The organism is Mycolicibacter sinensis (assembly GCF_001667945.1).
Lineage (GTDB): Bacteria > Actinomycetota > Actinomycetes > Mycobacteriales > Mycobacteriaceae > Mycobacterium > Mycobacterium sinense_B.
Genome location: NZ_LZJK01000094.1, coordinates 1 through 14115, shown reverse-complemented (window position 1 = coordinate 14115; position 14115 = coordinate 1). Strand labels below are relative to the sequence as shown.

The following is a 14115-nucleotide window of genomic DNA, read 5'->3' as shown; positions in this document are numbered from 1 at the left end:
AAACTAGGGTAAGGCTAACCTTACTTTCGATGGTCGTGTAGCGTCCCTCGACATGAGTTCTTCGCCGAACGATGCCGTCAGCGCCGCGCTGCGTGAGATCCTGCGCGACGACCTGAATGTCGACCTCAACCGGGTGACACCGCAGTCGCGGCTGGTCGACGACGTAGGCCTGGACTCGGTGGCCTTCGCGATCGGCATGGTCGCCATCGAGGACAAGCTCGGCGTGGCACTGTCCGAGGAAGACCTGCTGACCTGCGACACGGTGGGGGACCTCGAGGCCGCCATCCGGGCGAAAGCGCCCGCCGACGCGTGAGCGTGCTGGCAAGCGCCCTGACCCGGGCGATGACCACCTCGAACCAGGACCTGGTGATCTTCGATTCCGGCAGCGGTACCTGGCAGCATCACCCGTGGGCGCAGGTGCACTCCCGCGCCCAAAGCGTGGCGGCGAAGATTCTCGACTCGGATCGCACCGGCGCGGTCGGGCTGGTCGGGGAGCCGACGGTCGAGCTGGTCGCCGCGATCCAGGGCGCCTGGCTGGCCGGGCGCAGTGTGTCGATCCTGCCCGGACCGGTCCGTGGCTCGGAACCGCAGCAGTGGGCCCGCGCCACGCTGAACCGGTTCAGCGGCATCGGTGTCGACACCGTCTTCAGTCACGGCGCACCGCTGCAGTTGCTGGATGAGCCCGACGCCGGGCTCGCGGTGCACGACGTCGCCGCCGCGGCCACCGAGCGTTCGGCCGCCTTCACGCCGGTAGCCGCCGCACCGGAGGCGCCGGCGGTGCTGCAGGGCACGGCCGGGTCCACCGGAACCCCGCGCACCGCACAGCTGTCGCCGGCCGCGGTGCTGAGCAACGTCAGCGGGCTGCTGGCCCACGTCGATATCGAACCGTCCTCCGACGCCGGTTGTTCGTGGCTGCCGCTCTACCACGACATGGGCCTGACCTTCCTGCTCAGCGGTGCGCTGGCGGGATGCCCGGTGTGGCTGGCGCCCACCGCGGCATTCGCGGCCTCGCCGTTTCGCTGGCTGACGTGGCTGCACGAGAGCGCGGCGACCATGACCGCGGCGCCCAACTTCGCCTACAGCGTGTTGGGCAAATACGCGCGCCGGATCCCGGACGTCGACCTGGGCCGGGTGCGGGTGGCGATCAACGGCGGCGAACCGGTCGACTGTGCGGCGCTGCAGCGGTTCGTCACCGAGCTGGCGAAGTTCGGTCTGGACCCGGGTGCGGTCACCCCGTCGTACGGGCTTGCGGAGGCCACCTGCGCGGTGACTGCGCCACGGCCGGGCACCGGCCTGCGCTATGACGAAATCGCCGGCGCCGGAGATGATTCCGCGCCGCGTCAGCACGCGATCCTGGGGGTGCCGATCCCGGGCATGCAAGTCCGTATCGCGCCGGCCCCCGAGCACGACGTCGACCTAGGTCGCGAGGTCGGCGAGATCGAGATCCGCGGCACCTCGATGATGTCCGGCTACGTCGGCGAACCGGCCCACGACCCGGACTCCTGGTTCCCCACCGGTGACCTCGGCTACCTCACCGACGAGGGCCTGGTGGTCTGCGGTCGCGCCAAGGAGATCATCTCGGTGGCCGGACGCAACGTGTTCCCCACCGAGATCGAACGGGTCGCCGCCGAGATTCGGGGCGTGCGGGAAGGGGCGGTGGTGGCCTTTGGAACCAGTGAGGCCACCGATGACGTCCGCCCGGGCCTGATCGTCGTCGCCGAATTCCGGGGCCCCGACGAGGCCGGCGCCCGCAGCGATCTGGTCGCCCGGGTCGCCTCGGAGTGCGGGGTGGTCCCGGCCAAGGTGGTGTTCCTGGCGCCCGGATCCCTGCCCCGGACATCATCGGGCAAGTTGCGGCGGCTGGAGGTCAAACGCAACCTGGAGGTTATGACGTGACTGGCTCGGACATCGACACCTATCGCGGCCTGCTTGACGAGGTCTTCGACCAGCAGGTGGTGGATTGGACGGCAGAAGCCGAAGTCAGTGGGCGCTTTCCGCGCAAACTGATCGAGCACCTCGGCCAGGCAGGGGTTTTCACCCAGAAGTGGGCTGACGCCACGCCCACCGACGTGGCCAAACTACTGGAGCTGGCATACGCGCTGGGGAGGCTGGGGTCGGCCGGCATCGGCGTGGGGGTGAGCCTGCAGGATTCGTCGATCGCGATCCTGCACCGGTTCGCGCGATCGGAGTACCTCAAGGCCATCTGCCAGCAGGCCATCCGGGGCGAGGTGGTGCTGTGCATCGGCGCCTCGGAGGAGTCGGGGGGATCGGACCTCCAGCGGGTGCAGACCGAGGCGCGTTCGGTGCGTGACGGTTTCGAGGTGCGCGGCCGCAAGAAGTTCGTCTCGCTGTCGCCCATCTCCGATCACATCCTGGTGCTGGCGCGCAGCATGGACCACGACGAGAACAGCCGGCACGGCAACGTCATGATGATCGCGGTGCCGACCGAGCAGGTGCAGGTGCACGAGCCGTTCAGCAAAGTCGGAGCGGCGCCGCTGGACACCGCCCCGGTCGACATCGACACCTGGGTGCCCGCCGACGCTCTGATCGCCCGCCCGGGCACCGGACTGGCCGCGATCTCCTGGGGGCTGGCGCACGAACGCATGTCGATCTCCGGGCAGGTCGCCTCGTCGTGTCAGAAGGTGCTCGGCATCACCCACGCCCGCATGATGCACCGCAAGCAGTTCGGCTCGAGCCTTTTCGAGCACCAGGCGTTGCGGTTGCGGCTGGCCGACCTGCAAGCGCGGGTCGATCTACTCCGGCACGGGCTCAACGGTTTCGCCGCCGAGGGTCGGCTCGACCTGCGGACCTCCGCGGCGATGAAGGTCACCGCGGCGCGGCTGGGAGAAGAGGTGATCGCCGAGTGCATGCATATCTTCGGTGGCGCCGGCTACCTGGTCGACGAGACACCGATCGGACGCTGGTGGCGCGACATGAAACTGGCTCGGATCGGCGGCGGCACCGATGAGGTGCTCTGGGAACTGGTAGCCGCCGGGATGCGCCCCGACTACGACGGCTACGCCGAGCTGTTCGACAGCGGGTCGTCGGGGTAGCGCAGCACCGCGTACAGCGCCATCCGGCGATAACCCATGTCGTGTTCGCCGAGGAAGGTGCCGCCGACATATTCGGCCAGCCGCCGCATCGCGGTGTTGCGGTACTCGGGTTCGAACATCATCCGCCGGCACTGCGGCTCCACGTCGAAGACGTAGGACATGATTCGCGGCAACAAGATCGCCGCGAACCCCCGGTTGACCACCGTCGTATCGGCGACGGCCGCGTGAATGCCCAGGTCATGCGGATCGGCCGCGTAGTAGCGGGCGATGGAATCCTTTGCGGCCCTGTAGATTTCGATGTAGCCGCCGTCTTCTCCGTGGCGGCTGACGATCAACGGCCGGGAATAGCTGCCGGCGACCTGGGCGCCCAGATAGGCGTGCCAGCGCTCCGGCGGCCAGGCCGATTCCCAGGTCTGCGCCAGATGGGGCCGGTTCATCCATTCCGAGACCATCTCCGCATCGGCGTCCGGGTCGGCCACCCGGATCGCATAGGGCTCGGCCAGCACCGGGATCGGGGGCGCCGGGACGCGGCGAATCTCGTCGGAGATGTCTGTCAGTTCCCGGTGCAGGATCGGTGGGGCGTCAGTCATAACGAACGGTGAGCCTACCCGAGGGCCTACCCGGTTTAGTGAGGGTAGGGTAACCTAGGTCGGGCTTGGCGGCGCGAGCGCCGGGTCCCACCCCGCGGGGCGGGAAACCGTTGGCGAAAGGACCTTGATGGCGCGCGGTTTGCAGGGCGCGATACTGCGGGGCTTCGGCGCCCGCGACCACATCGCAACGGTGCTCGAGACCAGCTGGATCGCCCCGCACTGCATCAGAGTCTGGATGCATTCACCGACCCTGTTCACCGACGCCACCGTCGAACCCAGTGCGTGGCTGCGGTTCTGGTTCCCCGATCCGGACGGCTCGAACACCGAGTTCCAGCGCGCCTACACCATCGCCGAGGGAGACGCGGAAACCGGACGCTTCGCGGTGGACATGGTGCTGCACGAACCAGCCGGGCCCGCGACCCGGTGGGCGCGCACCGTTGAGCCCGGAGCGCGCATCGCGGCGATGTCGCTGATGGGCTCGGCGCGTTTCGAGGTGCCCGACGAGCCGCCCGCCGGCTACCTGTTGATGGGCGACTCGGCGTCGATCCCGGGGATCAACGCCATCATCGGAACCATCCCCTCCGACGTGCCGATCGAGCTGTACCTCGAGCAGCACGAGGACAACGACCTGTTGATCCCGCTGCGCGAGCATCCCCGCCTGCGGGTGCACTGGGTACTGCGCCGCGACGCAAACTCCCTGGCCGCCGCCCTCGAATCCCGCGACTGGTCGGACTGGTATGCCTGGGCGACCCCGGAAGCCGCGACGCTCAAGGCCTTGCGGGCGCGGCTGCGTGACGAGTTCGGCTTCCCCAAATCCGAAATCCACGCGCAGGCCTACTGGAATGCCGGACGCGCCATGGGCACCCAACGCGCCCTGGAAACTGCGATGGCCGAACCGGAACCGTCGTCACTGAACGACGAGCAGGTCGTCGCTGAAGGCGAGCCACAGCGTGGTCGCTGGCGCGCCCAGGCCGCGGGCCGGCTGCTGGGCCGGCTGAAGATCCCGCTGATCGTCTCGGGCGTGCTGCAGGCTGTCATCACGCTGCTGCAGCTGGCCCCGTTCGTGCTGCTGGTGGAGCTGGCTCGGTTGCTGGTCTCCGGCGCCGACGAGTCGCGGCTGTGGACGCTTGCCATCGCGGCGATCTCCCTGCTCGGCCTGGGTACGCTGCTGGGGGCGGGACTGACGCTGTGGCTGCACGTGATCGACGCCCGGTTCGCCAGCGGGTTACGGAACCGGCTGCTCAGCAAGCTCTCTCGGCTGCCGCTGGGCTGGTTCACCGCCCGCGGCTCCGGATCGATCAAGCAACTCATCGCCGACGACACCTTGTCCCTGCACTATCTGGTCACCCACGCCATCCCGGACGCCGTCGCCGCGGTCGTCGCACCGGTGGCGGTGCTGGTCTATCTGCTCGTGGTGGATTGGCGGGTGGCGCTGGTGCTGTTCGTCCCGGTGCTGATCTATCTGGTGCTGATGTCGGTGATGATGACCCAGTCCGGGCCCAAGATCAGCCAGGCGCAGCGCTGGGCGGAACGGATGAACGGCGAAGCCGGTACCTACCTGGAGGGCCAGCCGGTGATCCGGGTGTTCGGTGGTGCTGCCGCCTCTACCTTCCGCCGGCAGTTGGACGACTACATCACTTTCCTGGTGGATTGGCAGCGCCCATTCATCGGCAAGAAGACACTGATGGACTTGGTCACCCGCCCGTCGACCTTCCTGTGGTTGATCGTGCTGACCGGCACCCCGCTGATCGTGACCGGTCGGATGGACCCGGTGAACTTGCTGCCGTTCCTGTTGCTGGGCACCACCTTCGGCGCCCGGCTGTTGGGCATCGGGTTGGGGGTCGGCGGTATCCGCGGCGGGATGCTGGCAGCCCGGCGGTTGCAGATCGCGCTGGACGAGCCCGAGCTGGTGGTAGGTGAGCCGGAATCGGCGCCGGCGCAGACCTCGTCCGGGACGGTGCGCTTCGAGTCCGTCAGCTTCGGTTACCGCCCCGGCGTGCCGGTGATCTCCGATGTGTCGCTGACGCTGCGGCCGGGCACGGTGACCGCGCTGGTCGGCCCGTCGGGGTCCGGCAAGTCGACACTGGCCGCGCTGCTGGCCCGCTTCCACGACGTCGAGTCGGGCGTGATTTCGGTTGACGGGCAGGATATTCGGTCATTGTCCGCCGATGAGCTCTACCGCCGGGTCGGTTTCGTGTTGCAGGAGACCCAGCTGGTGCACGGCAGCGTGCGGGACAACATCGCGCTGGCCGTCCCGGACGCCACTGACGAGCAGGTGTGGGCCGCCGCCCGCGAAGCACAGATCCACGAGCGCATCCTGCGACTGCCCGACGGCTATGACACCGTGCTGGGCGCGGCCGCCGCGCTCTCCGGCGGTGAGCGCCAACGGCTCACCATCGCCCGCGCCATCCTCGCCGATACGCCCGTGCTCATTCTGGACGAGGCCACCGCATTCGCCGACCCGGAATCGGAATACCTGGTGCAGCAGGCCCTGAACCGGCTGACCAAGGACCGCACCGTGCTCGTCATCGCCCACCGTCTGCACACGATCACCGGCGCCGACCAGATCGTGGTACTCGATCACGGCGCCATCGCCGAACAGGGCACCCACGATGAGTTGCTCGCCGCGGGCGGACGCTACCTGCAGCTGTGGGAGACCGGGCGCCGGGCCGTGGCCGCCGGAGCGGAGGCGACACGGTGATCCGCACCCTGATCCGGCTGATTCCGCACGACCGCCGCGGCCGGCTGTTCAGCTACACCGGGCTGACGCTGTTATCGGTGGCGGTGCGCGCGGTAGGAACCGTACTGCTGGTCCCGTTGGTGGCGGCGCTGTTCTCCGAGAACCCGCGCGGTGCGCTAACCTGGCTGGGCTGGCTGACCGTGGCGACGGTAGCCGGCTGGGTGATCGACTTCACCTGCGCGCGAATCGGATTCGATCTCGGATTCGCCGTCCTCGATCACACCCAACATGACGTCGCCGACCGGCTGCCGGCAATCCGGTTGGACTGGTTCACGCCCGCCAACACCGCCGACGCGCGGCAGGCGATCGCCGCCACCGGACCCGAACTCGTCAGCCTGGTTGTCAACCTGCTGACCCCGCTGATCAGCGCCGTCCTGCTGCCGCCGGCGATCGCGGTGGCGCTGCTCGGGGTGTCGTGGCAGCTGGGTCTGGCCGCCCTGGGCGGCGTGCCGCTGTTGCTGGGGGCGCTGTGGGCGGCCAATCGGCTCAGCGCCCGCGCGGATGCCACCGCCGGGGAAGCCAACACCGCGCTGACCGAGCGCATCATCGAGTTCGCCCGCACCCAGCAGGCACTGCGCGCGGCACGGCGGGTCGAACCCGAACGCAGCACCGTCGGTGCAGCCCTGGCCGCCCAGCACGGCGCGGCGATGCGGCTGCTGCTCATGCAGATTCCGGGTCAGCTGCTGTTCAGCCTGGCCAGCCAGGGCGCGCTGATCCTGCTCGCCGGCGCCACCACCGTGCTGACTGTGACCGGCACTTTGAGCGTTCCCGAAGCCATCGCGCTGATCGTCGTGACCGCCCGCTACCTGGAACCCTTCACCGTCATCAGCGAACTGGCGCCGGCGCTGGAGTCGACGCGGGCGAGCCTCGAGCGGATCCGGGCCGTGCTCACCGCACCGGTGCTGACGGTGGGAGACGGCGCGCTGCCCGACGGTGCCAAGGCGCCCCGCATCGAGTTCGACAATGTCACCTTCGGCTACGACGCGGCCGGTACGCCGGTGCTCGACCGGGTCAGTTTTGTGCTGGAGCCGGGCACCACGACCGCCATCGTGGGGCCGTCCGGTTCGGGCAAGAGCACCATCCTGGCCCTGATCGCCGGCCTACACGAACCGACCAGCGGGCGGGTTCTGCTCGACGGTGTGGACGCCACCGAGCTGACTGCTGCGGCGCGGCGCACGGCGAGCAGCATGGTGTTTCAGCATCCCTACTTGTTGGACGGCACGATCCGGGACAACATCCTGGTGGGAGACCCCGGCGCCGATCCGGAGGCGTTCGGGCGGGCGGTCGAACTCGCCCGGGTAGACGAGCTGACCGGCCGGTTGCCCGATGGCGCCGAGTCGGTGGTCGGGGAGGCCGGCGCGGCGCTGTCCGGCGGGGAACGCCAACGGGTCAGCATCGCGCGAGCCCTGCTCAAGCCGGCACCGGTACTGCTGGTCGACGAGGCGACCAGCGCCCTGGACACCGAGAACGAGGCGGCGATCGTCGACGCGCTCAGCGCCGAACTGCGCCCGCGCACCCGGGTGATCGTCGCGCACCGGCTGGCGAGCATCGCCCAAGCCGATCGGGTGCTGTTCCTCGACGACGGCCAGGTCGTCGAGGACGGCACCATTGACCAATTACGGTCTGCCGGTGGGCGTTTCGACGAGTTCTGGCGGCAGCAACACGATGCCGCCGGCTGGCGGATCAGTACCGCGTGAACGCCGAGGACGATCCCGAGGTCCGGATCCGGGAACTGGAGCGCCCGCTGTCGGACTTCGCCGAGGCTGCGGAACTGACCGTTCCGTCGGTGGGCGTCGAGGGGCAGGTGTCGTCGCCGCCGGGACGGGGGATCGCTGTCGCGATCGGTGTGATTGCGGCGGCTCTCGTGATCGCCGCCGGCGGGGCGGTGTTCCTGATCATCGGCGGCTCGACGAGCACGGCACCGGGGCACCCAGGCGCTGCCCGGGATCCGGCGCCCGAACCAGCTCCGCCGTCTGCGCCTGCGCCGCCCGTAGCGGCGTCGCCGGCCATCGCGGTGCCTGATCGCGACGTCACCATCACCATCCTCGGGGCGGGCGAGAACAAGACGTTGGCCTGCTCCGGGCGTTACGTCTCGGTGAGCGGGGTCAACAACACCGTCGTACTCACCGGCCAATGCGCCGGTCTGACCGTGTCGGGAATCGGCAACGTCATCACCGTCGACTCGACGCCCAAGGTCGCGGCATCTGGCCTCAACAACCGGGTGACCTACCGCTTCGGGAAGCCGGAGGTGATTACGTCGGGGTCCGACAACGTCGTCGCGCGAGGCTGAGGCGTCGACTTCGGCTCAGCTGAGCTGGCGGGCCAGAGCCTTCTTGTCGATCTTGCCGACCGCCGTCGTCGGCAGCGTGGGCAGCGTCGCCAGCTGATCGACGCGGACGTGGGTGGCCGTGCCTTGGGCTTCGAGATGCTGGTTCAGCTCTGCCAGCGACAGCGGTGCCCCATGGAAAACAACCGCGACGCAGACCTTTTCACCCAAGTACTGATCCGGCAGGCCGATAGCGGCAGCCGATCGGATCGCCGGATGGCTCAGCAGGTGCGTCTCCAGCTCATCGGCCGCGATGTTCTCGCCGCCGCGGACGATGACGTCCTTGATCCGCCCGGTCACCTCCAGATAGCCGTTTGGCCGGCGGCGAACCCGATCCCCGCTGCGGTAGAAGCCGTCCGGGCTGAAAGATCGCTCATTGGCCTCCGGCGCGTTGTAGTAGCCGTTGATCGTGTACGGCCCGCGGACCAGCAGCTCGCCCTCGGTCGTTTCGGTGCCGTCCTCGTCGACCACCCGCAGTTCGTCGTCGGCGCAGAGCGGCCGGCCCTGGCTGGTGTCCAGCAGCTCGGCGGCGTCGCCGGGCCGGGTGTAGCAGAGCAGCCCTTCGGCCATGCCGAACACCTGTTGCAAGCCCGGGGTCAGCACCTCGCGGATCCGGCGGGCGTCGCCGGCGGCCAGCTTGGCGCCACCCACCTGCAGCAGCCGCAGCGTCGCGGGCTTCTGCGGTTCCCAATCGCAGGCCTGCGCCCACAGCGTGGCCAGTGCCGGCACCAGTGCGGTGACCGTTACCCGATGCCGGGCGATGGTGGCGAAGGCTGCCTCCGGGCTGGGATCGGCGCCGAAGACGGTGGCCGCACCCACCGACATGGCGCCCAGCAGGCCGGGACAGGCCAACGGGAAGTTGTGGGCGGCCGGCAACACCGCCAGGTAGACGTCATCGGCGGTCAGCTCGCACAACGCCGCGCTGGCGGTGGCGTTGTAGCGGTAGTCGTCGTGGGTGCGGGGAATCAGCTTGGGCAGGCCCGTGGTGCCGCCGGAGACCAGCAGCACCGCAGGCGCGGCCGGATCCGGGCTGAATCGCGGCGCCGGCGGGTCGGCGGCCGTGCCGTCGATGATGATCCGCCGCAGCCCCAGTTCGGCGGCCATCGCCGGGTAGTCGAATCCCGCTGTGGCGTCTGGGATTACGATCCCGACCGCGTCGCTGACGGCGGCCAGATGCGCGATCTCGGCGGCGCGGTGCCCGGGCAGGCACAGCACCGGGATCGCGCCTACTCGCAGCAGCCCGAACAGCGCCACCGCGAACGGACAGCCGTTGGGCAGTTGTAGCAGCACTCGATCGCCGGGGGCGATATCCAGTCGGTGCAGGCCTGCCGCTGCCTTTTCGGCCGCGGCGTCCAGTTGTGCGTACGACAGGGTCGTGTCGGCGTCGACGACCGCCACACGGTCTGGCCAGCGCGCGGCGGCATCGTCGAGCAGCGACGCCAGCGGGCGGCCCTGCCAGTAGCCGGCGGCGCGGTAGGCGGCGGCCCGCTCGGGCGGAAACGGTATGAACCCGTGCATGTGACTCCCTGGCTTGCCGACGGTGGACCGTAGATAGAGTAGCTTCGACGAAATTAGGGCAGCCTTTACTAACGAAGGGTGGGGTGAGCGCGGTGGGGCCGGACGATATTCGCGCGCAGGTCGCTGAGCTGCTTGGCGTCCCGGCCGGCACCCTCGATACCGATGCTGACCTGGTCGGACAGGGCCTGGACTCGATCCGGATGATGAGCCTGGCGGGCCAATGGCGGCGCCGGGGCCTGGACGTCGACTTCGCCGCGCTGGCCGCCGAACCCACCGTCGCCGCCTGGACCGCCCTGGTTACCGGTGCGTCGTCGTTGCCCACCCCGGGCCCCGAACCCGAGGACGACACCGCGCCGTTCCCGCTGGCGCCGATGCAGCACGCGATGTGGGTGGGCCGCGACGACGACGTGGCACTCGGCGGCGTAGCCGGACACCTCTACGTCGAATTTGACGGGCCCGGACTCGATCCCGAGCGGTTGGCTGCCGCCGCCGAGGCGCTGGCCGCCCGGCACCCGATGCTGCGGGTGGAGTTCCTGCCCGACGGCACGCAGCAGATCCGGGCCGATGCCGGCTTGCCGGTCGCGGTGCAGGATCTGCGCGGGCTCGACGCCGACGAGGTTTCAGCGCGGCTTGCTTTGACCCGCGATGCCAAATCGCACCAGCAACTCGACGGCGCCGTCTTCGAACTCACCGTGTCGCTGCTCCCCGACGGCACCGCACGGCTGCACGTCGACCTAGACATGCAGGCCGCCGACGCGATGAGCTACCGCACCCTGATGGCCGACCTGGCCGCCGCCTACCGAGGCGCGACGCTGCCCGCACTGGGCTATACCTATCGGCAATACCGGCTTTCGATGGCCGATCGGCAGCTCGACGACAGTCACCGGCAGTGGTGGACGCAGCGCATCCCCGAGCTGCCCGACCCGCCCAAGCTCCCGCCACCGGCCGGTGCCCCCGGCGATTCACACCGCAGCACCCGGCGCTGGTACTGGCTGGACCCGGCCGCGCGCGACGCACTGTTCGAACAGGCCCGCGCCCACGGTGTCACCCCGGCGATGACGCTGGCGGCCTCGTTCTCACACACCTTGGCCTGCTGGTCGGACGCACCGCGCTTCCTGTTGAACGTGCCGCTCTTCGGCCGGGAACCGCTGCACGACGACGTTGACCGGCTGGTCGGCGACTTCACCTCGTCGCTGCTACTGGAGGTGGACCTGAGCTCTGCGGCCACCGGTGCACAGCGTGCCCACGCCGTGCAGGACGCCATGCGCACCGCTGCCGCGCACGCCGACTACCCGGGCCTGGCGGTGCTGCGTGATCTGGGCCGCCACCGCGGCACCCAGGTGCTGGCGCCGGTGGTGTTCACCAGTGCGCTCGGGCTCGGCGAGTTGTTCGCCGCCGAGGTCACCCAGACCTTCGGCACCCCGGTGTGGATCATCTCCCAAGGCCCCCAGGTGCTATTGGACGCGCAGGTGACCGAGTTCGACGGCGGCGTGCTGGTGAATTGGGATGTCCGCGAAGAGATGTTCCCGCCCGGCGTGATCGACGCCATGTTCGCCCACCACATCGCCGACCTGACCCGGCTGGCCCGGGGTGACGGCTGGGACGAGCCGGCCCCGGATGCGTTGCCGCCAGCCCAGGCCCAGGCACGTGCCGCGGTCAATGCCGGCACCGCTGAACCGAGCGGGGAAACCTTGCAGGACAGGTTCTTTCGACATGCCGCGGTGGCGTCCGACGCGGTCGCGGTGCTACACGATGGCGGCGAGCTGAGCTACGGGGAGCTGCGGGCCCAGGCGCTCGCGGTGGCTTCTGCGCTCCACGAACGCGGGGTGCAGCGCGGTGACACCGTGGCGCTGCTCGGGCCCAAGGGCGTCGAGCAGATTCCGGCACTGCTGGGCATCCTGGCCGCCGGTGCGGTGTATCTTCCGATTGCTGCGGATCAGCCGCGCGAGCGGGTGGACCGCATCCTGGCCCTGGGCGGCGCGGTTATGGCGTTGGTGACCGGGGAAACGGTGCCGGCGCTGCCGATTCCGGTGGTGAGTGTGCAGGATTGCCTGCAACGGCCCGCTGCAGTGGACCCGGTTCGCACCGATCCGTCCGAGCTGGCCTACGTGGTGTTCACCTCGGGTTCCACCGGCGAACCCAAGGGCGTTGAACTCACCCACGACGCCGCGATGAACACCATCGAAACCCTCAGTGCCCGCTTCGGATTCGGCCCGGACGATCGCAGCCTGGCGCTGCTGACCTTGGATGCCGACATGTCGGTGCTCGACGTCTTCGCCATGCTGCGCGCCGGGGGAGCGATCGTGATGGTCGACGAGGCCGACCGCCGCAGCCCCGAGGTCTGGGCGCAGTTGGTGCAGCAGCACCGCGTCAGCGTGCTCAATCTGATGCCCGGCGCGCTGGAGATGCTGGCAGCAATCGGCGCCGAATTGCCTTCGGTGCGTGCGGTGTTGACCGGCGGTGACTGGGTACGCCCCGAGCTGGCGTGCCGCTTTGCCGCCGTCGCGCCTGGGGTGCGGTTCGCCGGGTTGGGTGGTGCGACTGAAACCGCCATCCACGCCACCATCTGCGAGGTCGACGGCGATCCGCCGGCCGACTGGGCCTCAGTGCCCTACGGCACCCCGCTGCCTAACATCGCCTGCCGCGTCGTCGGCGCCGACGGCACCGACCGCCCGGATTGGGTGACCGGGGAGCTGTGGGTCACCGGACGCGGCATCGCCTCCGGATACCGGGGGCGGCCCGACCTGACCGCTGAGAAGTTCGTCGAGCACGACGGCCGGATCTGGTATCGCACCGGCGATCTGGCCCGCTACCGGCCGGGCGGCATCCTGGAATTCGTCGGCCGCGCCGATCACCGGGTCAAGATCAGCGGGTACCGCATCGAACTCGGCGAGGTCGAAGCGGCGCTGCGACGGTTGGCGGGGGTCGCCGAGGCCGTGGTGGTCGCGCTGCCTGAGGCCGCGGGCCGCGAGGTGCTGGCGGCGGCGGTCCGGGTTGATGATCCGGCGGTCGACGTTGCCGGCCTGCGGGCCGGGTTGGCCGAAGCGCTGCCCGAGCACATGATCCCGCGGCAGCTGCAGGTGGTTTCGGCGATTCCTTACACGGTGGCCGGCAAGATCGACCGGCGCGCGGTGACGGCCGAGCTGGCCGCGGGATACGCCGCCGGCGACGGCTACCGGGAGCCGGAGGGTCCGTTGCAGCGCGCCCTGGCCGCGATCATCGCCGACGTGCTCGGTGCCGATCGGGTCGGTGCCGACGATGACTTCTTCGCGCTCGGCGGGGATTCGGTGCTGGCCACCGCCGCAGTGGCACGCATCCGCACCTGGCTGGATGCCCCCGGCGTGGTGGTCGCTGACATCTTCGCGACGCGGACAGTGGCGGGGCTGGCTTCGCGACTGGCCGCTGGTGAGACCGATCCGGACCGATTGGATGCGGTCGCGGAGGTTTATCTGGAAGTGGCGCAGTTGGATTCGGCGGAGGTGGCCGAGGCGCTAGCGGAGGTCGAGTGACCTCTTCGCCGCAACTCGGCTAGCAGGCACCACGGTCGTTCTGGCTAGCGATCAACCTGCGCATGGTTACTGTTCCCGGCGTTTTCACTGCACAGGGGAAAGGGGTCGTCAGTGTGACAGCGACTTGCAGATGGCAGCGAGGGATGTAACGAACCGCCCTATGCGCCAGCGAGTTCGAGCGACGATATCGTGCGGTGCTGGCTGGTCCGGGGATGACCGCTCTAGTTCGTTGACGGTGGTGGTTGGGGTTGGAAGGGTTGGTACCACCACCATTGGGCGCGTTCGCCGGTTGGTCCGGGGCGCGGTGGGACGGTGGGCGGGGGTTGTTTGGGTGGCCGGGCTAGTGATGCCGGGGTCAGTGGTCGGTTGGTGTGGTCGG

8 protein-coding genes and 1 pseudogene are annotated in these 14115 nt (G+C 69.5%); 7 read left to right on the top strand and 2 right to left on the bottom strand.

Going from position 1 to position 14115, the window contains the following annotated elements:
* Positions 1-49 precede the first annotated feature (49 nt).
* The 3 genes and pseudogenes from A5694_RS13350 to mbtN all read left to right on the top strand — a co-directional run.
* A pseudogene (locus A5694_RS13350) lies at positions 50-313 on the top strand (acyl carrier protein); the annotation flags it as partial.
* On the top strand, positions 310-1896 hold the full coding sequence (gene mbtM, locus A5694_RS13345) for a long-chain-fatty acid--ACP ligase MbtM (RefSeq protein ID WP_064922316.1): 1587 nt from the start codon (positions 310-312) through the stop codon (positions 1894-1896). The pseudogene A5694_RS13350 and the gene mbtM, both read left to right, overlap by 4 nt.
* Positions 1893-3053: a mycobactin biosynthesis acyl-ACP dehydrogenase MbtN gene (gene mbtN, locus A5694_RS13340; RefSeq protein WP_064922315.1), complete on the top strand. Its 1161-nt coding sequence runs from the start codon at positions 1893-1895 to the stop codon at positions 3051-3053. Before mbtM ends, mbtN begins: the two co-directional genes overlap by 4 nt.
* Here the strand turns inward: mbtN and A5694_RS13335 are convergent.
* Positions 3017-3643, bottom strand: coding sequence for a GNAT family N-acetyltransferase (locus A5694_RS13335; RefSeq protein ID WP_064922314.1), 627 nt, complete (start codon positions 3641-3643; stop codon positions 3017-3019). The two genes, mbtN and A5694_RS13335, sit on opposite strands and share 37 nt — an antisense overlap.
* Before the next feature lie 127 nt (positions 3644-3770).
* On the opposite strand from A5694_RS13335, the gene A5694_RS13330 reads away from it, so the two are divergent.
* The 3 genes from A5694_RS13330 to A5694_RS13320 are packed head-to-tail and all read left to right on the top strand — an operon-like array spanning position 3771 to position 8673.
* On the top strand, positions 3771-6344 hold the full coding sequence (locus tag A5694_RS13330) for an ABC transporter ATP-binding protein/permease (protein ID WP_064922313.1): 2574 nt from the start codon (positions 3771-3773) through the stop codon (positions 6342-6344).
* Positions 6341-8080 carry an ABC transporter ATP-binding protein gene (locus A5694_RS13325; protein ID WP_064922342.1) on the top strand — a complete coding sequence of 580 codons (1740 nt, stop codon included), beginning with the start codon at positions 6341-6343 and terminating at the stop codon, positions 8078-8080. The genes A5694_RS13330 and A5694_RS13325 overlap by 4 nt, the downstream gene beginning before the upstream one ends.
* Entirely contained in the window at positions 8077-8673 is a 597-nt protein-coding gene (locus A5694_RS13320) for a DUF3060 domain-containing protein (RefSeq protein ID WP_064922312.1), read from the top strand. The genes A5694_RS13325 and A5694_RS13320 overlap by 4 nt, the downstream gene beginning before the upstream one ends.
* A gap of 15 nt (positions 8674-8688) precedes the next feature.
* Here the strand turns inward: A5694_RS13320 and A5694_RS13315 are convergent, their stop codons facing one another.
* Positions 8689-10227: a (2,3-dihydroxybenzoyl)adenylate synthase gene (locus A5694_RS13315; RefSeq protein WP_082952655.1), complete on the bottom strand. Its 1539-nt coding sequence runs from the start codon at positions 10225-10227 to the stop codon at positions 8689-8691.
* A gap of 83 nt (positions 10228-10310) precedes the next feature.
* Between A5694_RS13315 and A5694_RS13310 the strand changes: the two genes are divergently transcribed.
* Positions 10311-13736, top strand: coding sequence for a non-ribosomal peptide synthetase (locus A5694_RS13310; protein WP_064922310.1), 3426 nt, complete (start codon positions 10311-10313; stop codon positions 13734-13736).
* Positions 13737-14115: the final 379 nt, after the last annotated feature.

Coding starts and splice junctions, on each gene's coding strand:
- A5694_RS13315 (WP_082952655.1), bottom strand. CDS start 10,227: ATGCACGGGTTCATACCGTTTCCGCCCGAGCGGGCCGCCGCCTACCGC.
- A5694_RS13335 (WP_064922314.1), bottom strand. CDS start 3,643: ATGACTGACGCCCCACCGATCCTGCACCGGGAACTGACAGACATCTCC.
- A5694_RS13330 (WP_064922313.1), top strand. CDS start 3,771: ATGGCGCGCGGTTTGCAGGGCGCGATACTGCGGGGCTTCGGCGCCCGC.